The sequence below is a fragment of the Azotobacter chroococcum genome, from assembly GCF_004339665.1.
In the GTDB taxonomy this organism is placed as follows: Bacteria; Pseudomonadota; Gammaproteobacteria; order Pseudomonadales; family Pseudomonadaceae; genus Azotobacter; species Azotobacter chroococcum.
This window is the reverse complement of record NZ_SMMU01000002.1, coordinates 17,301-38,172: the sequence shown is the minus strand read 5'-3', so window position 1 is coordinate 38,172 and position 20,872 is coordinate 17,301. Positions and strand designations below refer to the sequence as shown.

Sequence of the window (20,872 nt, the reverse complement as noted above, 5' to 3'; positions counted from 1 at the left end):
AATGGTCCTGACGCTACCCCTGGCTCTGCTGCTCGGCCTGGCCTGCCTGCTCCTGCTGGCCAGCCCCTGGCCCTATCTGGCGCCGCTGGCGTTTCCCGCCCTCGCCGCCCTCGCCGTGCTCTACCGCAAGCCGGTCTGGGGCCTGCTGGTGATGCTCGCCCTGGTGCCCTTCGAAGGCCTGTTCTCCGCCGCCGATGCCGCCGCCGGAAGCGACGGTGCCGGTCTGACCCTGAGCAAACTGCTCGGCCTCGCGCTGATCGCCATCGCCGCCCTGCAGGTGCTGCTGCGCCAACTGTCGCTGCAGCACCTGCGCAGCAACCTGTGGCCGCTGCTGCTGGCCTTCCTGGCCTGGTACCTGCTCAGCCTGGCGTTCAGCAGCCACCTCGGCCTGTCGCTGCAGCAGCTGCGTCAGCTCGCCGTCGGCCTGGTGCTGTTCAGCCTCACCGTGCTGTTCGGCCGCGACTTCGACCTGCCGGCCCTGGCCCGCGTGCTGGTGCTGTCGGTGGCCAGCACCTGCGTGGTCGCCCTGCTCTCCACCAGCACCCAGCCGGCCAGCCGCGCCATTGGCCTGCTCGCCGACCCCAACTACTTCGCCCTGCTGATCAGCGTCGCCCTTCCGCTGGCGCTGCTCCTGGTGGTGCGCGCGCCGCGCTGGCCGCAGCGGCTGTTCTGGCTGGCGCCGCTGCTGTTGCTGCTAGCCGGCCTCGGCCGCACCGGCTCGCGCTCCGGCCTGCTGGTGGTGCTGCTCACCGCAGCCATCGCCACCTGGCACTATCGCGCACGCCTGAAACACCTGCTGACCTACCACCTCGGCGGGCTGATCCTGGCCGCAGCGATCGCCGTGCCGCTCGCCCCAGCGCTGCTGCCGGACAGCTTCATCCAGCGCCTGGAGGTCCTCGCCAGCCTGAAGTCGGGGGTCAAGGCCTACGCCGACACCTCGCTGGCCCGGCGCAGCGCCTACGTGGTGGTGGGCAGCCAGATCATCGCCGAACACCCGCTGCTCGGCAGTGGCCCCGGCACCTTTCCCCTGGAGTTCGCCAAGACCGGCTACGCCATCGCCTTCTCCATCCGGGGGCTGCCGGTGGAACTGTTCCGCGAAGCGCACAACACCTACCTGGGCATGTTCAGCGAGGTCGGCGTGCCCGGCGGCCTGCTGTTCGTCGGCCTGATCCTGCTCAGCCTGCGCAACTGCCAGCTCGCCCGCCGCCACTGGCTGAGCCGCGGCGACCCCGAGCGGGCGGCGCTGGCCGCCCACTTCGGCCTGTCCTGCCTGGCGCTCGGCTGCTTCCTGTTCTTCCTCAGCGTACCGAGCCACAAGTACCTCTGGGTGATGCTCGGGATCGCCAGCTTCCTGCGCCGGCAGGCGGACGACGACGCCGCGGAGGTACGGCCATGAAGCGCATCTCGATCATCGTGCCGACTCTCGACGAGGCCGAGCGCCTCGGCCGCACCCTGGAAGCCGCGCGGCGCGCCGCCGAGCAGGCCGGCCTCGAATACGAGCTGATCGTCCCCGACAACGGCTCCCGCGACGGCAGCCAGGCGCTGGCCCGGCGCCTCGGCGCGCAGGTGCTGGACTGCCCCGGGGTGAGCATCGGCGCCCTGCGCAACCGTGGCGCCGCGGCGGCCAGCGGCGACTGCCTGGCCTTTCTCGATGCCGACATGGAGATGCCCGCGGACTGGCTGACCACCTGGTGCGCGGTGCGCGCCGAGGACCGCGCCGACGTGCTCGGCCTGGTCCACCAGGCGCCGCCCGAGGCGCCCTGGTACGCCCGCGCCTGGCTGCAGCGGCTGGCCGCCGAGCGCGACCGGCCGGCGCTGCTGGACTGGCTGCCGACCGCCAACCTGTGCCTGGAGCGCGCCTGGTTCGAGCGCGTCGGCGGCTTCGACGAGCGCCTGCGCAGCGGCGAGGACAAGGACCTCGGCCTGCGCCTCGGCCAGGCCGGGGCGCGCCTGCTCAGCCTGCCGCGGCCGACAGTGCTGAACTGGGGCTACGAGGGCAGCTGGAGCGAATGGCTGGGCAAGGAACTCTGGCGGCAGAGCAGCCAGGCCCAGCTGCTGCGCAAGGGGCGCGCCAGCCTGCGCCTGCTGCGCTTCCCGCTGCTGGCGGCCGGGCACTGGGCGCTCGACGCACTGGCCCTGGTCTGCCTGCTGCTCGGCCAGCCGGCTGCCGCCCTCGGCGCCTTCGCCCTGGGCTGGCTGCCGGCCGGCCTGCTCAGCCTGCGCCACCGCTACACCCGGCAGCGCCCGCTGCTGGCGGCGCGCCTGGCGCTGTTGCACTGGCTGCGCCTGCATGTCGCCGGTATCGCCCTGCTGATGGGCCTGACCAACTTGAGCGCACGGAGGCCTTCCCGTGGCTGAATCGATCTTCTGGCTGTGCCTCTGCCTGCCGCTCTTCGCCTACCTCGGCTATCCGGCCCTGCTGGCGCTGTGCGCCCTGTTCCGCCGCCCCGCGCCGGCCGGCGCGCCGCAGGAGCTGCCGCGGGTCAGCGTGATCGTCGCCGCCTACAACGAGGAGCGGCACATCGTGGCCAAGCTGCGTTCGCTGCTCGACGACGACTACCCGCGCGAGCGGCGGCAGATCATCGTCGCCAGCGACGGCTCCAGCGACGCCACCGTGACGCTGGCCCGGCGCGTCGCCCAGCTCCGTCCCTGGGACGACATCCGCGTGCTGGAGCTGCCGCGCAGCGGCAAGGCCGGGGCGCTGAACAACGCGGTGGCCGTGGCCGACGGCGAGATCCTGGTGTTCAGCGACGCCGACACCCTGTGGACCGGCGACACCCTGCGCCAGCTGGTCGCGCCCTTTGCCGACCCGCGGGTCGGCGCCACCGCCGGCAACGTGACCATCCCTGCCGCCGGCAAGGCGCTGGCCGTCGGCGACCGCCTGTACCGCGCCTACGAGTCCTGGCTGCGCCGCCTGGAGAGCCGCACCGGCTGCATGGCCTCGGCCGACGGCGGTCTGCAGGCCCTGCGCCGCAGCCTGTTCCAGACGGTACCGGCGGATGTCACCGACGACTTCTTCCTGAGCACCTGCGCGCCGGTCGCCGGCCAGCGCATCGTCTTCGCCGAAGCCGCGCGGGTCGTCGATGTCGGCGTGGAGAGCGCCGACAGTCAGTTCCGCCGCCGCCGGCGGATCACCACCCGCGGCCTGCGCAGCCTGGCCCGCCGTCGCGCGCTGCTCGCCCCGCACCGCCACGGCCTGCTCGCCCTCGGCCTGCTCAGCCACAAGCTGATCCGCCGGCTGGCGCCGGTCCTGCTGATTCCGCTGCTGCTGAGCAATCTCTGGCTGTGGGACGCCGGCGCCTTCTACCGCTTCGCCCTGCTCGCCCAGCTCGCCGGCTACGCGGTGGCCGTGATCGGCCTGCTCGGCCAGCACCGGCGCCTGCCCAAGCCCTTCCACCTGGCCGCCTACCTGCTGGTGACCCTGGCGGCGATGAGCGCCGGGGTCTGGCAGTTCCTCGGCGGGCAACGCTACCAGCACTGGAACCCACAACAGAACCGCTAAGGAGGTCTCGTGCCCTTCACGCAGCTGATCAAGGCCGCTACCGGCTGGCTCTGCCTCGACACCCCCGCGGGACGCCGCCTGCTGCGCGGGACCGGCACCATCCTGATGCTGCACCGGGTGCTGGCCGAGGATGCGCAGGCGGCCCTGCCGCACCGCAACGCCCTGTGCATCGGCAAACCGGCCTTCGGCAACCTGCTGCACTGGCTCAAGCGGCACTTCGACTGCGTGCCGCTCACCGAGCTGCTCGACCCGGCAGCCCCGGCGAACGGGCCGCCGCGCCTGGCCCTGACCTTCGACGACGGCTGGCGCGACAACGCCGAGCATGCCTTCCCGCTGCTGCTGCAGCACGGGCTGCCGGCGAGCATCTTCCTGTCCACCGACTTCATCGACAGCCCGCGGCGCTACTGGTGGGAGGCCATCGGCGAAACCCTCTGGGGCAGCTTCGGCGAGGAGGCCCGCGAGCAGCTCGGTGCCCGCCTGCGCCAGCACCTGAACCTGCCGGACGCGCTGCGTACCGCGCGCTCCGAGCAACACCGCAGCCAGGTCCTCGCGCAGTTCCTGCAGCGCCTGAAAGGCCTGCCGGCGACCACCCTGCAGGAACTCGCCGACAGCTGCCCGCCCCCACCCGGGCCGCACGCCATGGACTGGCGGCAGGTGCAGGCGCTGGAGGCTTCCGGGCTGGTGCGCTTCGGCCCCCACGGCGCCGGCCATGCGATCCTCACCGGACTCGACGACGCCAGCCTGGAGCTCGATCTGCGCCGCTCGCACGAAGCCCTCGCCGCGCACTGCCGCCGGCCACTGCCGGTCTACTGCTACCCCAACGGCGACCACGACGCGCGGGTCTGCGCCGCGCTCAGGCGGCTGGGCTACAGCCAGGCGCTGAGCACCCGGCCCGGCCTGCAGCGCAGCCGGCAGGCGGTCTCGCTGTCGCTGCCGCGCATCGGCGTCAGCCACCAGGTCGCCTGTCGGCCCGCCCTGCTCGGCTGGCGCATCCTGCAAGGCGTCCGCCGCCAGGGCGCCGAGCAATCGGCAGTACAGGCCAGCGGCCTGCAGGAAGTCCGGAATGAAGTCCAGTGACTATATTCGCCAACTGCTGTTCAGCATCGGCACCAAACTGGCGATGCTCGCCCTGCGTCTGCTGCGCAACGTGCTGCTGGCGCGCATCCTCGGCCCCGCCGACCGCGGCCTGTTCGCCCTGCTCAGCGCCCTGCCGGAGCTGATCGGCGCGGCCACCAGCGGCGGGCTGAACACCGCCCTCGGCTACCAGGCGGCGCGCCAGCATCCGATGGGGCTGCTGCTGACCCTGATGCTGCTCTACGGCTGCCTGGCCTCGGCGCTGGCAACCCTGCTCGGCGTGGAAGCGCTGCAGTCGTTCGGCCAGGACCTGGAGATCATGCGCCAGCTCGGCCCCTTCGCCTGGCTGCTGCTGCTGGCCGTGCCGCTGTTCGTGCTGAAGAGCGCCCTGCTCACCCTGCACAACGCCGACGGTCGGGTCGGCACCTTCAACGGTCTGCGCCTTCTGGAGTCGCTGGCGCCTTTGCTGCTGTTCCTCGCCCTGATCTGGACGTGGCCGGACGCCGCGCTGAGCGCCGCGCTGATCGGCTGGCTCGGCGGCCTGGCGCTGGTGGTGGCGGCCGGCCTCTGCCTGCTCGCCCGCTACCACAGCATCCGCCTGCGCTGGGATCCGGCCAGCCAGGGCGAGCTGCTGCGCTTCGGCAGCAAGAGCCACCCCGACGTGCTGTTCCAGCAGATGCTGATGCGCGCCGACTACCTGCTCATCGGCCTGCTGCTCGACAGCGAGCAGCTCGGCTACTACGCCATGGCCACCGCCGCCGCCGAGCTGCTGTTCATCGTCCCCGAGGCGGTCACCACCCCGCTGATGAAGCGCCTGCTGCAGCAGGACGACGGCATCGAGCGACTCACCCCGCTGGCGCTGCGCCTGACCGGCACCGCGATGCTCGCCGCCTGCCTGTGCCTGGCCGTGACCGGCGAGTGGCTGATCGTGCTGCTGTTCGGCGACGCCTTCCGGCCGGCCTATCCGGCCCTGCTGGCCCTGCTGCCCGGCATGTTCAGCCTGTGCTACTCGAGCATCCTGCACCTGGACCTGCTCGGCAAGGAACGGCCCGGTACCCTGTCGATCTTCGCCGGCGGCGCCGCGGCGCTGAACCTGGTGCTGGCGCTGCTGCTGATTCCGCGCTGGGGCATCGTCGGCGCGGCAATCGCCTCGTCGGTCGCCTACGGCGCCCTGGCCCTGGCCATGCTGCTGCTCTACTGGCGGGTCAGCGGCGTCGGCATCGGCCAGACCCTGCTGATCCTGCCCAGCGACCTGCGCCTGCTGCGCGCCCAATTGGGGACGGCGACATGAACGGACGATGCGCATTGCTCGGCGGCCTGCTGCTCGCCGTGCTGCTACCGGATGCACGGGCCCAGGAGTGGCCCGGCATCCGCGACGGCGCGCTGTACCTGCGCGCTCAACAGGGCGACAGCCTGCAGGTCGACTGGCAACCCGCCTGGCAGGCCGAGGCCAACGCCGAGCGCCTCTACCTGCAGGCCGGCGACGGACGCCTGCTGGCCCGCCGCGACATCGGCGCCGAGGAGATCCGCGGCCGCCAGCACTGGGCGCTGCGTCCCGAGGACGGCGACCAGCGCCTGGAAATCCCCGGCTACAGCTTCCGCCGCTACCGGGTCCGGCATGCCGACGACACCGCCGCACTGTTCGAGCCGGTCAAGCTGCACTTCTGCGCCGAACTGCCGGCCGGCACGCGCCTGTACTTTCGCGTGCGCGGCGGCGAGCGCGCGCTGCTCGCCGGCAAGTACCACGGCGGCGTCGAGGGCCTGTACGCCGAACGCCTGAGCGACGGCCACAGCCTCTATCTGCCGCTGTCGCGCGACCTCCAGTACCGCCGGAGCGACCGCATCGCGCTGCCCGTATCCGCCGAGGACCAGGTCTGGAGCCTGCGCCTGCGCGGACGCGGCAAGGCCGCCTTCTGGCTGGACGGCAGCGCCAACCTGTTCGCCCAGCGCCCCGAGCACCTGTTCAGCCCGGAGCTCGCCCCCGGCAAGGTCGGGCTCGAGCTGCACGGCGAAGTCCTCGGCCCGACGCCCAAACTCGGCGTGGCCCTGCCCTACACACCGCCCGAGGCGCCCGAGCTGCTCGCCCGGCTGGCACCGCGCGCCGCCAGCTACTACAGCTTCGTCGATGCGATGACCCGCAATCCAAAGCGCGAGGAGCAGTTCCGTCCCCTGTACCTGAACCGCTATGGCATCCGCACCGACATCACCCTGCTCTCGCAGAGCGGCCGGCGCCCGCTGCTCGCCGCCAACGAGATGAGCCGCGGCGGGCTGAAGGCCTGGCTCGACGGCATCGTCGCCCTCGGCGGGAAGGGCACCCATTACCTGGCCCTGGCCGACGAGCCCAACCTCAACTACCCCGACTACGCCAGTTTCGCCGCCTATTTCGCCCGGATGGCCCCGCTGCTCCGCGAGCACCCCGGCGCCCGCGAAGCCGGGGTGCGCCTCGCCGTGCCGTCTTCCTCGCGCCTGATCAACGGCCCAAGCCTCAATGGCGCCAGCGCACGGCGCGGCCTGGACTGGGCGCAACAGCTGCTGGCCGAGCACGGCGAGTGGATCGACGCCCTCTCCTGGCACGAATGGATGGTCCGCGACCTGCGCGCCACCGGCGTTTATCGCAACGCCGTGCGCCAGGCCGCGCAGCTGGTCGGCCTGGACGAGCGCGGCCGGCCGCGCAAGGCGCTGCTGCTGGAACAGACCAACCTGTCCAGCGGCAACAGCGTCAGCCCCTACGAGCAGGAAACCGGGATCGCCGCGCTCTGGTGGGCCTCGGTGGCGGTCAACGCGGCCCAGGACGGCCTGCTGGAGCTGCTCGACTGGTTTCCCGCCACCGACAACGAGAACCATGCCAAGGGCATGATCGGCCTGTCGGACGACGGCCGCTACGTCCTCAAGCCGGTCGGCGAGGCCATGGTCTTCATGCAGCGGCACTGGCAGGAGCAGGTCCTGCGCCTGGACAACGACGCCTTCGAGGTGGATGTCCTGGCCATGCGCTCCGGCGTCCGGATCGTGCTGTTCGGCGTGAACAAGACGCCACGTCATCAGGAAGTACGGCTGCGCGGCGAGCCGCTGACCTGCCGCGATCAGGAGCCGCCCCGCCTGCACCTGTTGAGCGCGACGGCAGAGCCTGGCGAGGGCCGCCTCGACTGCTCCGAGCAGCCATGGCGCTTCAGCCTGCCGGGCGAAACCCTCTTCGTCCTCGAATGGGAGGCACCATGAACCCGAGGGATCTGGCCGGCAAGGTGAAACGCAAGGGTCTGTCCGGCAGCCTGCACCATCTCTGCGCACGCTACCTGTACGGCCAGCGGCGCCTGCTCTGGATGGAGCGCGACCTGACCCTGGAGGCGCCAAGGCTGCAACGCCAGCACCACTGGCGCTACCCGCCGATCGGCCGGGAGCTGCTGCCGGCCTTCGAACGCCACTTTCCCCAGCACCGGGCAGTGATCGGCGACCTGCTCGAAGAGGCCGGGGTGCAGGGCCTGGCCGCCCTGGACGACGAAGGCAACGTCTGCGCCTTCGTCTGGTACAGCGACCGCGACTACTACGACCGCCACTACTATCGCTGCTGGTTTCCGGTCACGGCGCCGGGCGCCTACCTGTTCGCCGTCGAGGTCGCCCCCGGTCACCGCGGCAGTGCGCTGATCCTCGGCGGCCAGGAGCACCTCTGGGAACGGCTGCGGGCGGCCGGCCACCCGCATGCCCGGGCGGTGGTCGATGCGCGCAATGCGCGCGCCCGCAAGCTGCTCGAACACCTGGGCTTCCAGCCGCTCGGCTGGCAGACCCGGGTGTTCAGGCTGTTCGGCTGCCTGCGCCTCTGCCATCAGCCGCCGGCGGTGCGCGACCAGCTTGGCAGCCAGTCCGGCAGCCTCGCCTGGTATCGCCTCCAGCACCCCTTCAGGCGCTTCCCGTAGGGATACAGCTCGACCCAGCAATCAGCCAGGAGCGAGCCGCTGCTGAGCAGGAAGGTGCACAGCGGCTTGCGCTCCAGCCACAGGCTGTTGCTCAGGCCATGCTCCGGCGCCGCGCAGGAGTCCATCCAGCGGATGCCCTGCGCCTTCTGCTCGTGCAACAGGCGGATGCACTCGAGTTCGAGGAGCGCGCCGGGGGAATAGCGGGCGTAGTCCTCGTCGAAGGCGACCTTGAAGGCAAAGGCCCCCGGCGGGGCGAGGAAGTCGCAGAGCATCGCCAGCGGCCGGCCATCCAGGGACAGCTCAAGCATCCGCAGCTGCCCGCGCGCATGGGCGGCCGTGGCGACCTCCTCGAAGTAGCGGCGACAGGCGGCGCGACAGCCCAGCGCCGAGCGCGACTGGCCCTTCCAGCCCTTCGCCTCCAGCGCGACGAAGGCCGACAGCCAGGCCCCGAGGTCCTCGCCGCGCGACTGCAGCACGCGCAGGCGCAGCTCGCCCAGCTCGGCCAGGCGCCGGCCCAGCCGCCGGTATTCCTTGCGCCGTTTCCCGGACAGGGCCCGCTCCAGGTAATCCTCGGCATCGTCGCCCGGCTCGATCAGTGCGCGCGAGCGCCGGGCGCCCTCGTGGAAATGCCGGCCCTCGTTGGCCAGGGTGCTGCGCAGGGCCGCGGCCAGCGGCCCGTCGGCGGGCGCATCGCGCAGCAGCAACAGCGGATACTGGCGGCGGTGCGCCTGCAGCCAGCGCAGGAAGGCGCGCATGACCGCCGGCTCGCGTCCTTCGCGCACCAGCGGCGCCACCGAAAAGCAGTAGCGGTGGCGGAACATCCTCGCCACCTTCAGCGGCAGCAGGGCACAACCGACCGGCTCGAGCAGCGGGAAGAAGCCGTCCAGCACCGGCCTGTCCGCGGTATCGGGCCCGCCCGGACGGATCACGAACAGCAGGGCGAAGCGCTTGTCGCCGGCCAGGTGCTCGAGGGCCGGCAGCAGGGCCCAGGGCGAATAGAACACGTTGGGCTCGCCGGACGAGCGGGCCAGCGCCTCCCAGTCCGCCAGCCAAGGCCCGACATCTTCCAGGGAGCGGACCACCGCGATGCGGTAGCCGCCATAGAGGGGCAGGCCGGAATCCTGCTCGAAGGCTTTCTGCTTCATCATCTTGTGCATCCTGCACGGCACCACACAAACGTGGCGGGAAGAACCGGCCGGGACCGCCTGGCGCCGCTCCTACGCAGGTCCGTTCAGGACTATAGACGCCAGGTGCGCGGCGCGACGCGGGAAACGTATCCATGTGATTCAAACCGTCGGTATGTCCAGCTGCTACGCTGCTGTACAGCATGCCAAGCAGCTCCCAGCGAGAACCAGCGAGAACGGACCTCATCATGGACTATCGCCTGCAATGGATGACCGGCCTCTGCGCCGCCGACTTTCCCCGTGGCGCCTACGCCAGACTCCAGGCCCAGGTGCCGCAGGCCACTCCGTTCAACCAGCTCGGCTGGCTGCAGGCCGCCGAACGTGCCCTCGAGCCGGGACAGGAGTTGCAGGTGCTGCTGGCCTGGGCGGGCGACGAGCTGCGCCTGTGCCTGCCGCTGGTCTGCGCCCGCGAACGCCGCTTCGGCCTGCGCTGGACGGTGCTGCGCCACCTCGGCCATCCGCTCAGCGACCGCATCGCCCTGCTCTGCCGGCTCGACGCGGACGGCCGCCGCCAGGTGCGGACGGCCATCCGCCGGCACCTGCCGCACGCCCTCCTGCAACTGCACGAACTGGTCGAGGGCGGCGAACAGGAAGCCCTGCTCGAGGACTGGGCCGTCGCCAGCTCGACCCACGAGCGGCGCCCGAGCTGCCGGGTGCCGGTGCACGCGATTGACGAAGGCGACCACCGTGAGCCGTCCGGCGACCTGCGCTACAAGCTGCGCCGGGCACGCAAGCGCGCCGCCGCCTGCGATGCCCGGATACGTCGCCTGACCCCGGACGGCGCGAGCATCGGCGCCGCGCTGGAGGCCATCGCCGCGGTCGAGCAGGCCAGCTGGAAGGGCGAGCAGAGCGTCGGCATCTTCTCCGGTGAACGGCGCCGGCAATGGATGCGCGAGGCCTTCGGCGCGCTGGCCGCGGCCGGTCTGGTGCGCATCGTGCTGCTCGAGCACCAGGAGCGCTGCATCAGCTACCGCCTCGGGCTGCTGGAGCGCGGCCGGCTGTACGACTACAACCTGGCCTTCCTGCCGGAGTACGCCGAACTCGGCAGCGGCCGCCTGCTGCTGGACGAGTGGATTCGCTGGGGGCTGGAGGACGGCTGGCAGTGGATCGACGCCTCGCGGGTCAGCCTGCAGGGCTCCAGCCACCAGCTGCACGAACGCATGACCGGCGAGCTCCTGCAGCTGCGCTGGAGCTTCTACTCCTGGCGCCCCGATGGCATCGCCCTGGGCCTGGCCCATCGTCTGTGGAGCGCCGTCAAGGCCCGCCGCCTGCAGTCCGCGGACCAGCCCCCGCGCAGCAGCGGAGAACGCCCATGCCCAGCCGAGTGATCATCAATGCCGACGACTTCGGCCTGAACCGGGAAGAGAACGCCGTCATCGTCCGCGCCTTCCGCCGCGGCCTGATCAGCTCCGCCACCCTGATGGCGAACATGCCGGCGTTCGCCCAGGCCTGCGCGCTGATCCACAGCGAGGGCCTGCACGGCCGGGTCGGCCTGCACGTCAACCTCACCTACGGCCGCCCGCTGGGCAGCGCCATCGCCAGCCAGAACTGCTTCTGCAACGCATCCGGCGAGTTCGAGCTGCGTCTGCCGCGCCATCGCCTGTGGCTGAACCGGGCGGTGCGCGCGGCGATCGACGACGAGCTGCAGGCGCAATGGCAGCGCTGCCTGGACCACGGGGTGCGGCCCAGCCATCTGGACTCCCACCAGCACGTGCACAACATCTGGCCGGTCGGCGAGCGGCTGGCGCGCTTCGCCGCCGCCCAGGGCGTGCCGCTGCGCCTGGCGCGCAACCTGGGCGGCAACCTCGGCCCGGCCAAGCGGCTGTTCAAGGCGCTGCTCAACCGGCGCCTGCGCCAACTGGCCGGACGCTGCGTCGAGCACGTCTGCACCCCGGCCGACCTGCGCGACCAGCCCCTGCCGGCGCAGGGCACCCTGGAGGTGATCAGCCACCCCTGCAACCTGGGCGAGGATTTCGGCGACGCCTGCCTGGATCCCGACGAATCCCTCGCCGCCCTGCTCGAGCGCCGTCTCGGCGGCATTCCGCGGGTCGCCTACGGCGCCGTGCCAGAGCGTCCGACAGCCATTCCATGCGCCCCATGAGCACTGCCGGACGAGCCGCCTAATGATCCTGGCGGAACTGGAACAGCTGCCGGCGCTGCTTCTTGCTCGGCCGCCCGGCGGTCTCCAGGCCGAGGGCGCCGGCCTTGCGCAGGGCCGCGGCTTCCTCGCGGCGGGCCTGGCTCTCGGCGGTTTCCTCGTAGAGCAGCTGGGCCTCGGGGGCGCCACGGCGCACCGCGCTGAGCGCACGGATCACCACGGTGCGCTCGTCGAAGCCGGTGCGGATGGTCAGCTCCTCGCCGATCTTCGGCTCCTTCGAGGGCTTGCAGCGCTCGCCGCGGCAATGCACCTTGCCGCCCTCGATGGCCTCCTTGGCCAGCGCCCGGGTCTTGTAGAAACGCGCCGCCCAGAGCCACTTGTCCAGGCGAACCTTTTCGTCATCTTTCTCGTTCATGCTTGCAGATCACCTCTCCCATGCCGATTCGGCCGACCGTCGGGGCCGGCGCAGACAGGTGCGATTGTCGGTCGTGCCGATTAGAATGCCTCACACCGACTGTTGGAGCGCCGCCTTCTTGAAGACATTCGACCATCTTTCGGTGATTGGTCTGCGCGAATGGATCGATCTGCCCGAGCTCGGCGTCGCCGGACTGCGGGCGAAGATCGACACCGGTGCCAGCACCTCGACCCTGCATGCCACCGAGGTGGTGCAGTTCGAGCGCGACGGCAAGCCCTGGGTGCGCTTCACCGCCCACCTCGGCACCCTGGTGCAACTGCGCCACCGCCATTGCCAGGCGCCCCTGGTGGCCGTGAAGACCATCAAGAGCTCCAATGGCCAGACCCAGACCCGCTACGTCATCCTCACCACCCTGGCGCTCGGCGATCGTGCCTGGCCGGTGGAGTTCACCCTGACCTGCCGCAAGGCCATGCGCTACCGCGTGCTGCTCGGTTCGAAAGCGCTGATCGACGGCCAGCTGGTGGTCAATCCGGCGCTGACCTACGTGCAGGACAAACCCCTTTTCCCCAAGCTGCTTGGTGCCCAATGAAAATCGCCGTGCTGTCGCGCAACCCACGCCTGTACTCGACCCGCCGCCTGATGGAAGCCGGCGAGCAGCGCGGCCATCAGGTGGTGGTGATCGACACCTTGCGCGCCTACATGAACATCGCCAGCCACAAGCCGCAGATTCACTACCGCGGCCGCCCGCTGGAGGGCTTCGACGCGGTGATCCCGCGCATCGGCGCCTCGGTGACCTTCTACGGCTGCGCGGTGCTGCGCCAGTTCGAGATGATGGGCGTGTTCCCGCTCAACGAATCGGTGGCGATCAGCCGCTCGCGGGACAAGCTGCGCTCGCTGCAGCTGCTCTCGCGCAAGGGCATCGGCCTGCCGGTGACCGGCTTCGCCCACTCGCCGGACGACATTCCCGACCTGATCGAGATGGTTGGCGGCGCGCCGCTGGTGATCAAGCTGCTGGAAGGCACCCAAGGCATAGGTGTAGTGCTCTGCGAGACGCAGAAGGCCGCCGAGTCGGTGATCGAGGCCTTCATGGGCATGGAGCAGAACATCATGGTCCAGGAGTACATCCAGGAGGCTGGCGGCGCCGACATCCGCTGCTTCGTGGTCGGCGAGCGGGTCATCGCCTCGATGAAGCGCCAGGCCAAGCCCGGCGAGTTCCGCTCCAACCTGCACCGCGGCGGCACCGCCAGCCTGGTCAAGATCACCCCGGAGGAGCGCTCCACCGCCATCCGCGCGGCCAAGATCATGGGCCTCAGCGTCGCCGGCGTGGACATCCTGCGCTCCAATCACGGCCCGCTGGTGATGGAGGTGAACTCCTCGCCCGGCCTGGAAGGCATCGAGACCACCACCGGCAAGGACGTCGCGGGGATGATCATCGAGTACCTGGAGAAAAACGCCGAGCACGGACTGACCCGGACCCGCGGCAAGGGCTGAGCCAGAAACAGGCAACGCATGCGTTGCCCTGGCGAGCGCTCCTCACAGTCCGTGTGAAAACGTAGCGAGCGAAGGCCAGGCAAGGCGAAATCAGGTGAAGAAGCGCAGTTTACGCGTTGTAAATGAGCATGACTCGCTCCGCTCGCCCCTTCGGGGCCGCACTGAAGTGCGTTAGCCGCAAGCGGCTTCTGAGCCTGATTTCAACGCAGCATGGCCGAGCGCAGTAGTTTTCACGCGGACTGCTCACACCGCGTCGCGCGGCAGCATTAACCCCAGCGGCAGGCAGACCCGCGCTTCCAGGCCGCCGCCCGGGCGGTTGCGCAGCTCGACGCTGCCGCCGTGCTGGGCGGCGATGCGCTTGACGATGGCCAGGCCCAGGCCGGTTCCGGAGCCACCGCGGGCGCGGTCGCCGCGGGTGAAGGGATTGAAGATCTCGCCCATCTCGGCCGGGTCGATGCCGGCGCCGCGGTCGAGCACGCTGAGCACCACGTAGGGCGCACCTTGGTCGCCCGCCACATAGACGGCGACCTCGACCTGCTCGCCGCCGTGGCGCAGGGCGTTCTGCACCAGATTGCCGAGCAGCCGCTTGATCGACACCCGGCGCAGCGGGAACGGCGGGATCGGCTGCAGGGCCAGGCGCACCTTCTCGTCCTTCTGGTTGAACGGCGCCACCACCTCCTGCACCAGCTCGCCCAGCTCGAGCTGTTCCACCGGCTCGTCGCGGCCGTCGCGGATGAAGGCGAGGAACTGGTCGAGGATGGCGTTCATGTCCTCGATGTCGCGCACCATGTCCTCGGTCAGCTCGGAGTCGTTGCCGAGCAGCTCCAGGGACAGGCGCAGGCGGGTCAGCGGGGTGCGCAGGTCGTGGGACACCCCGGCCAGCATCAGCTCGCGCTCGCGGCTGGCCTGCTCGACGTCGGCGGCCATCTGGTTGAAGGCGCGGTACAGCTCGGTCATCTCGCTCGGCGTGTCGCTGACCGGCAGGCGCACGCTGCGCCCCTGGCCGATCTGCCGGGCGGCGAAGACCAGCAGCTTGAGCGGCGCGCTCAGCTGGCGGACGAAGATCCAGGCGGCGGCGGTGGACAGCAGGCCGATGCCGAGGAACCAGCCGAGCACGCTCCAGATCCGCTGGCCGCGCAGCGGGTGCGGATACATGGGGATGCGCACCCAGTCCGGCCCCAGGTTGGGCGCATGGACCCAGAGCGCCAGGTTCGGCTGGGCGCGCATCCGCACCTGGGTCTCGGGGCCCAGCTCGTCCTGCATCTGGCGCTGGAAGATCTCGCTGTACGGCCAGTGGTGCTCGCCGAGCGGTACGTTTTCCGGCGCGCCGCGCACCAGGCCGGCCGCCTCGGCGATACGCGGCTGGTCGCGCTCGTCCGCCACCCAGTAGGCGCGCAGGGTCAGCGCGGCGCCGTGGCTGTACTGGCGATCCACCAGCACGTCCTCGTTGAGCATCAGGTAGACGAGGGTCAGCGCCTTGGAGAACAGCACCGCGATCAGCACCAGCCAGAGGGTGCGGGCGAAAAAGCTTTGCGGGAACCAGAGCGGGGTTTTCATCGGTAGGCAATCACGGAATCAGCGTCAGGGTGGAAAACCCGCCAAGCGGTTTTCCACCTCTCGGCCTGGCGACGGAAAAGGCCTGCGGCCGTTTTCCGTCCTACGACTTGGTGCCGTCCGGGACGAACACATAGCCGACGCCCCAGACGGTCTGGATATAGCGCGGCTTGGACGGGTCCGGCTCGATCAGCCGGCGCAGGCGCGAGATCTGCACGTCGATGGAGCGCTCCAGGGCGTCCCATTCGCGGCCGCGGGCGAGGTTCATGAGCTTGTCGCGGGTCAGCGGCTCGCGGGCATGCTGGACCAGCGCCTTGAGCACGGCGAACTCGCCGGTGGTGAGCATCTGCACCTGGTCGCCCTTCATCAGCTCGCGGGTGGCCAGCGACAGCCGGTAGTCGCCGAAGCTGACGATCTCGTCCTCGCTGGTCGGTGCGCCCGGCACCACCGGCGCCTGACGGCGCAGCACGGCCTTGATCCGCGCCAGCAGCTCGCGGGGGTTGAACGGCTTGGCCAGATAGTCGTCGGCACCCTGCTCCAGCCCCTGGATGCGGCTGCTCTCGTCGCCCTTGGCGGTGAGCATGATGATCGGCACCGGGTTGTCGCGCTCGCGCAGGCGGCGGCAGGCGGACAGGCCGTCCTCGCCGGGCAGCATCAGGTCGAGCACCACCAGGTTGAAGATTTCGCGGCCGAGCAGGCGGTCCATCTGCTCGACGTTCTCCACCGCCCGCACGCGGTAGCCCTGCTCGCTGAGGAAGCGATCCAGCAGGTGGCGCAGACGGGGGTCGTCGTCGACGACGAGGATCTTTTCGCCTTCCGGCGTGGCGCTGGCTGTGCTGTTCATCGGGACTCCTGGCGACGGTCGGACGCCATTATATGACGCTGCCCTGGCGGCCGTTCGGCCGATCATTGTTAGCAGATTTTACCCGGAGCGCCACCTTGCGCCGCGCGCGACGGCACGGGGTGCGGACGGGCGGGCGAGACGCCGCTACCTGAAGTCGCCATAGGGAATCAGCGGACTGGGCACCAGCGACAGGTTGCCCTGCCAGGGTTCGAAGGTATAGCGCAGGTAGAGCGACACGCGCTGCGGCGCATAGTCCCTGCTGTGTTGCAGGGTGAATCCGCCGCCCAGCACCAGGTGATCGCTCAGCCGCCGCTCGACCAGGGCCTGGGCCCGGTAGCTGAGCGCATCGCTGCGACCGCCGTCCTGGCGGAAGTTGTCCCGGCCGAAGGCCGCCGGTTCGGACTGCGCCATGATCTCGGCCAGCGGCCGGGCGATCAGGCGCTGCAGCGGGTAGCGCTCGCTATCGTCGGTGACCGCGTACGACCAGCCGAGCGATCCCTCCAGCAACACCGACCAGTCGCTGTTGCGCCAGGCGTAGCTCACCGGGACGCCGAGCGAATAGTAGTGCTGGGGGCTGTAATAGCCGCCCTGGCCGAGACTGTAGTCGCCGAGGTCCTTGTCGTAGTGCCAGTACATCCCGGTCAGGCCGAGGCGCATGCGCGTGTCGGCGCGGTCGATCAGCTTGTAGTAGTAGCCGGCCATCGCCGTGGTGCGCTCGTTGTCGGCCACGTTCTTGCCGTGCAGCCAGTGCCTGCCGAACTGGCTCCAGACGCCGTGGCGGCCGCCCCGGTCATGGCTCAGGCCCAAGCTGACGCCATTGGCCGTGACCCCGCCCCAGCGGATGCCGGTACGCGGATCGACGCTGCCGGCATAGGACAGCAGCGAGTTGGTCAGCGGCCGCCGTGATGCAGTCAGCGACCAGCCCAGCCCGGCGAAATCCCAGTCGTAGGTCACCCCGCCCAGCCAGTTGTCGATTTCGAAGCCCTGCGGCGAGCGGCCGAAATCGACCACCAGGCGCTCGTTGCGCCACCCTATGGCCACGGCGGTGCCGCTGTCGGTCTGCGAGCCGCCCAGGCAGCCGGGCAGCGCCTGGTAGCGGCCGGCGCTGTCGCGCCCCTGGAAGGAACAGGTGCCGAATTCCTCGGTATGCCGGCCATCGGCATCGGTATCGAAGCTGCCGGCATCCATGCGCACCTGCTCGGCGCGCAGAAAGGCCTGACCGCCCGCCAACGGCCAGTCGATCTGGACGATGCTGGTATCGGTCTCGAGGTCGGATAGCCCGGGCGTGGTGCTGTCCTCGCGCCAGGCATGGTCGTGCTGCAGGCGCAACGTCGGGTTCTGCCGCCGATACAGCTCGTCGACATCGCTGCGCAGGCTGCGCCGCAGCCAGTCGTCCTCATCCTGCTCGCGGCTGGCCAGGGTCAGGGCACGGTCGTCGCGCGGGCTCGTCTGCCCGCTCGTCAGCAGACCGGCGTCGCCCATGGCGCGGGCGTAGACATCCAGCGCCCGCTGCGGCTCGATCGAGGCCAGCAGGCGTGCCCGGTCGCGATGCAGCAGGACATCCGGTGCCTGCTGCTCGCCGGCTAGCTGCTCGAGCAGCGCAGTGCCGCGTTGGCGCTCGCCCACCGCTGCCCAGGCGTTGCCCAGCCGGCGGCGCGCACCGATCTCCGCGGCGGGAAACTCCGGCGGTGCCTGCTCCAGGGCACGGCGGGCACGGGCCGTTTCGCCGAGTTCGAGCCAGCTCTCGATCTGCCCGAGACGGGCTTCGGCATGCGCCGGATCGCGCGTCAGCACCTGCCGGTAGAGGTCCTGGGCCCGGGCGTGGTCGTCACGCTGCCGTGCCCGGTCGGCCAGGCGCAGCAGACCTTCGGCCAGCAGCGGCCCGTCGGCGGCCTGGGCCTGCAGCAGGGCGATGGCTTCCCGCTCCTGACCGGCCGCCTGCAGCGCCTCGACCCGCGCCAGCAGGTAGCGCCGCTGCAGGCGCGCCGCCAGCGCCCGCATGTCGTCGCTCCACTGCGCCTGCGGGATCGCCTCCAGGCTGCTCAGCGCACTGGCGTCGCGCGCGCTGGCGGCCAGGTAGAGCCCGTGGGCATGGCGGGCTTGCGGATCGCGCCCCTGGCGCTGCAGCAGGCGCTCGAACACCGCGTCGGCCTCGCCATGGCGGCGCTGCTCGCTCAGGCTGCCGGCCAGGTGATAGGCCAGCCAGGGATCGTCGGGATCCAGCTCGACGGCCTGCTGCAAAGAGGCACTGGCCTGCGCCCAGTCCTGGCGGGCGCGGGCGGCTTCGCCGGCCTGGCGGAGCTGCTGCAGGCGCAGGGTGCGGCGCTGCCCGGCGAAGCCGCGCTGTTGCTCCGGTGACAGGCTGTCGAGCCAGACACGGGCCCTGTCCGGCGACTGCGCCAGGTACAGCCGATAGAGCCCGTGCAGCACGCCTTCGTGGTCCGGGGCGAGCTGGCGCGCCTGCAGCAGCAGGCGCTCGGCCTCGCCCGTCTGTCCCTCGGCGAGCGCCACCTCGCTCAGCCCCAGCCATGCCCCGACCTCGCGCGGCCGCTGCCGCCGGGCGCTCCCGTACAGGCTGCGGGCCTGCCCGAAGCGCTTCGCCGCCAGCGCCGCCTCGCCCTGCTGCAGGGTCAGCCAATAGCGGTTCGCGGCCCTGAGGTCGCTCCACTTGTCGATACGCCGGCTGTCCCTGTCCAGACGCAAGGCCTGCCGGAACGAGGCATCCGCCGCCTCGCGCTGCCCCAGGCGCATCTGCGCCAGGCCCAGGGCACCGTGCAGACCGCCGTCCTGTGGAAAACTCCGCAGCGCCTGGCGCAACTGCACCTGTGCCTCGGCGTCATGGCCCTGCTCGAGCAGGCGCCGACCGCGCTGGGCCGCCTGCCAGCCGGGATCGGCCAGCAGCGTGCGCTGGCGCGCCAGCGCCGCCGCGGCCTCGGCGCGCAGGGGAGAATCCGGGTAGCGATCGACGAACGCCTGCCAGCCGGCGACGCTTTCCGTGCCAGGCTCCAGCTCGTCGAGATAATCGAACTCGCGCTGCGCCGCCGCACTCCTCGCCCGCGGATCGTCGGCCAGTTGGTGCAGCACCTGAAGCGCTTCGCGGTTGCGCGCCTGGGCGAACAGCAGGCCGGCCAGGCTCTGGCGCAGGGCGGCATTGCCGGGATACTGGCGGTCCAGTTCGCGCAGGCGCTCGATCGCCTGCGGACGCTGCCCCGCCAGACCACCGCGCAGTTTCCAGTATTCCACGCCCAGCTCGAGATCCAAGGGGGCGCCGGCCAGCAGCTTGTCGTAGGCCGCCAGGGCCTCGTCGGCACGGCCGGCAGCGGCAAGCAGGCGGGCCTCCTGCAGGGCTTGCCGGCCCCAGGGCTGGCTCAGTCTCACCAGCAGCTGCGACTGGCGCCACGGCGGCGAGCCGGGCGCGACTTCGGCCAGGCGCGCCAGCAGCGTCTCGGCCCGGCCCTGATCCTGCTGGCGCAGGGCCAGGCGGATGCCGGCCGCCAGCGCCTCGGGAGCATCCGGTGCAATCGACTCCAGGCGCGTCAGCGAATCGCGCACCAGATCGTCGCGATACAGCGCCTCGCCTACCCGGATCTGCTCGATCAGCCGTTGCTGCTGCCCCTCCTGCACGCCCGGCTGGGCCTGCGCCAGACTCACTCCCTGCAAAGCGCCCAGCAGCAGCAAGAGGTGGGTCAATTCCCTTCGGTTGCGCATGCATCCTCCCAGGACGGCAGCAGTCGGCCGTCCGCGTCGAAACGGTAACGACGCTCATCCCAGCCCATGCCGAACAACGCCAGGACCCGGTTGTAATAGTTCTTGCGACGCGGCGGATGGCGATGCAGGCGATCGCGCTGCTGCTGCAATGCGGTGTGCTGTTCGCTGGCCGCCAGCAGCGGCAGCAGCGCCGCCGAGAAACCGGCCGGACCGCTGCCGCTGGTCTTGCCGCTGGTGGTATCGACGTTTTCCGGCGGCGCGCCCAGCCGCGCGGTCAACTCGGCCATGGGGGCGAAATGCCGCTGCAGCCCGGCCCGCTCCGGCGCGCCCTCGCCCAGCATGCCGACCCACAGGTAAACGCGGATGGCGTCGTAGCTGCCGCGGCTGCCGGACTTGGGATCGGCTGCCCAGCCCTGCTCGTGGCGCCATAGCAGCCAGTCCGGAGCCAGCCCCAGGGGGGCACCCTCGCGCAGCAGGCGCAGGCCGCCGATGGCCACTTCGGCCCAGCGCGCGTCGCTGGCGGCGAAACGCCTCAGCAGCTGCGGCGGCAGATAGCTGGGATTGAGCCGCCAGCCCTGCTCCGCCTCGAATCCCAGATCGCCGGGCAAGGGCAGCGCCCCCAGCCCCGGCAGCCGGCGCAGGGTCTGCGCCTGGATGCGCGCGAGCAGGCGCTCGCCGCGCCCCAGGTAGTCCGGCACCTGCCAGAGCCGCCCGGCCTCCAGCAGGCTGTAGGCCAGCCACAGGTCGGCATCGTTGGCATTGTTCGCATCGAGCACCGTCCAGCGCCCCTTGCCGTCGTCCCCCCACAACCAGGCCGGCAGGTGCCGGTCCAGATCGCCACCGGCCAGGTTGTTCTGCGTCCACTCGAGCAGGCGGGCGAAGTTCTCGCGATCGTTGGCGACCAGGGCAAAGAACAGCGCATAGCTCTGCCCTTCCGAGGTGGTGGGCTTCTGGGGCAAGGAAGGGTCGATGACCCTGCCATCGGCGCTGATCAGATCCCGCTTGAAGGCGTCCCAAGCCGGCCATGTACAGTCCGCGGCCGCGGCACGCCCGGCCATGGCCAGCGCCATGGCGCAGCACAAGGCACGCAGCAT

General features: G+C 70.9%; 17 protein-coding genes. 11 read left to right on the top strand and 6 right to left on the bottom strand.

What is annotated here, in order from left to right; genetic code table 11:
• The first annotated feature begins 1 nt into the window (after position 1).
• Genes EV691_RS02285 through EV691_RS02255 form a run of 7 tightly spaced genes read left to right on the top strand, consistent with a single transcriptional unit; the run spans position 2 to position 8,484 of the window.
• Entirely contained in the window at positions 2-1,396 is a 1,395-nt protein-coding gene (locus EV691_RS02285) for an O-antigen ligase family protein (protein ID WP_131298991.1), read from the top strand.
• A complete protein-coding gene (locus EV691_RS02280; protein ID WP_131298992.1) occupies positions 1,393-2,358 on the top strand; it encodes a glycosyltransferase in 966 nt (321 codons plus the stop codon). Before EV691_RS02285 ends, EV691_RS02280 begins: the two co-directional genes overlap by 4 nt.
• Complete coding sequence (locus EV691_RS02275) at positions 2,351-3,502, top strand: glycosyltransferase family 2 protein (protein WP_131298993.1); 1,152 nt, start codon at positions 2,351-2,353, stop codon at positions 3,500-3,502. The genes EV691_RS02280 and EV691_RS02275 overlap by 8 nt, the downstream gene beginning before the upstream one ends.
• Before the next feature lie 9 nt (positions 3,503-3,511).
• The gene (locus EV691_RS02270) at positions 3,512-4,579 is read left to right on the top strand and encodes a polysaccharide deacetylase family protein (protein ID WP_131298994.1); all 1,068 of its coding nucleotides are present in this window, start codon (positions 3,512-3,514) and stop codon (positions 4,577-4,579) included.
• On the top strand, positions 4,566-5,867 hold the full coding sequence (locus tag EV691_RS02265; RefSeq protein ID WP_131298995.1) for a lipopolysaccharide biosynthesis protein: 1,302 nt from the start codon (positions 4,566-4,568) through the stop codon (positions 5,865-5,867). The genes EV691_RS02270 and EV691_RS02265 overlap by 14 nt, the downstream gene beginning before the upstream one ends.
• Positions 5,864-7,792 carry a hypothetical protein gene (locus EV691_RS02260; RefSeq protein ID WP_131298996.1) on the top strand — a complete coding sequence of 643 codons (1,929 nt, stop codon included), beginning with the start codon at positions 5,864-5,866 and terminating at the stop codon, positions 7,790-7,792. Before EV691_RS02265 ends, EV691_RS02260 begins: the two co-directional genes overlap by 4 nt.
• Positions 7,789-8,484: a GNAT family N-acetyltransferase gene (locus tag EV691_RS02255; RefSeq protein WP_131298997.1), complete on the top strand. Its 696-nt coding sequence runs from the start codon at positions 7,789-7,791 to the stop codon at positions 8,482-8,484. The genes EV691_RS02260 and EV691_RS02255 overlap by 4 nt, the downstream gene beginning before the upstream one ends.
• On the opposite strand, the gene EV691_RS02250 is transcribed toward EV691_RS02255, so the two are convergent.
• The gene (locus EV691_RS02250) at positions 8,394-9,632 is read right to left on the bottom strand and encodes a GNAT family N-acetyltransferase (RefSeq protein ID WP_165496565.1); all 1,239 of its coding nucleotides are present in this window, start codon (positions 9,630-9,632) and stop codon (positions 8,394-8,396) included. The genes EV691_RS02255 and EV691_RS02250 overlap by 91 nt on opposite strands.
• Positions 9,633-9,856: 224 nt before the next feature.
• Here EV691_RS02250 and EV691_RS02245 point away from each other — a divergent pair, with 224 nt between their 5' ends.
• Both EV691_RS02245 and EV691_RS02240 read left to right on the top strand, forming a co-directional pair.
• Positions 9,857-10,996: a GNAT family N-acetyltransferase gene (locus EV691_RS02245; protein WP_131298999.1), complete on the top strand. Its 1,140-nt coding sequence runs from the start codon at positions 9,857-9,859 to the stop codon at positions 10,994-10,996.
• The gene (locus tag EV691_RS02240) at positions 10,981-11,769 is read left to right on the top strand and encodes a ChbG/HpnK family deacetylase (RefSeq protein WP_131299000.1); all 789 of its coding nucleotides are present in this window, start codon (positions 10,981-10,983) and stop codon (positions 11,767-11,769) included. The genes EV691_RS02245 and EV691_RS02240 overlap by 16 nt, the downstream gene beginning before the upstream one ends.
• Positions 11,770-11,788: 19 nt before the next feature.
• Here the strand turns inward: EV691_RS02240 and hslR are convergent, their stop codons facing one another.
• The gene (hslR, locus tag EV691_RS02235; protein WP_089169389.1) at positions 11,789-12,181 is read right to left on the bottom strand and encodes a ribosome-associated heat shock protein Hsp15; all 393 of its coding nucleotides are present in this window, start codon (positions 12,179-12,181) and stop codon (positions 11,789-11,791) included.
• Positions 12,182-12,299: 118 nt separating this feature from the next.
• Between hslR and rimB the strand changes: the two genes are divergently transcribed.
• Both rimB and rimK read left to right on the top strand, forming a co-directional pair.
• The gene (gene rimB, locus EV691_RS02230; RefSeq protein WP_089169390.1) at positions 12,300-12,770 is read left to right on the top strand and encodes a retropepsin-like aspartic endopeptidase RimB; all 471 of its coding nucleotides are present in this window, start codon (positions 12,300-12,302) and stop codon (positions 12,768-12,770) included.
• The gene (gene rimK, locus EV691_RS02225) at positions 12,767-13,672 is read left to right on the top strand and encodes a 30S ribosomal protein S6--L-glutamate ligase (protein WP_039806281.1); all 906 of its coding nucleotides are present in this window, start codon (positions 12,767-12,769) and stop codon (positions 13,670-13,672) included. Before rimB ends, rimK begins: the two co-directional genes overlap by 4 nt.
• Positions 13,673-13,915: 243 nt before the next feature.
• Here the strand turns inward: rimK and EV691_RS02220 are convergent, their stop codons facing one another.
• The 4 genes from EV691_RS02220 to bcsZ form a co-directional block, all read right to left on the bottom strand.
• Positions 13,916-15,229 carry an ATP-binding protein gene (locus EV691_RS02220; protein WP_131299001.1) on the bottom strand — a complete coding sequence of 438 codons (1,314 nt, stop codon included), beginning with the start codon at positions 15,227-15,229 and terminating at the stop codon, positions 13,916-13,918.
• Positions 15,230-15,329: 100 nt separating this feature from the next.
• Positions 15,330-16,070: an osmolarity response regulator transcription factor OmpR gene (gene ompR, locus EV691_RS02215; RefSeq protein WP_039806286.1), complete on the bottom strand. Its 741-nt coding sequence runs from the start codon at positions 16,068-16,070 to the stop codon at positions 15,330-15,332.
• 144 nt (positions 16,071-16,214) lie between these two features.
• Entirely contained in the window at positions 16,215-19,778 is a 3,564-nt protein-coding gene (gene bcsC, locus EV691_RS02210; protein ID WP_131299002.1) for a cellulose synthase complex outer membrane protein BcsC, read from the bottom strand.
• Complete coding sequence (bcsZ, locus tag EV691_RS02205; protein ID WP_131299003.1) at positions 19,757-20,872, bottom strand: cellulose synthase complex periplasmic endoglucanase BcsZ; 1,116 nt, start codon at positions 20,870-20,872, stop codon at positions 19,757-19,759. Before bcsZ ends, bcsC begins: the two co-directional genes overlap by 22 nt.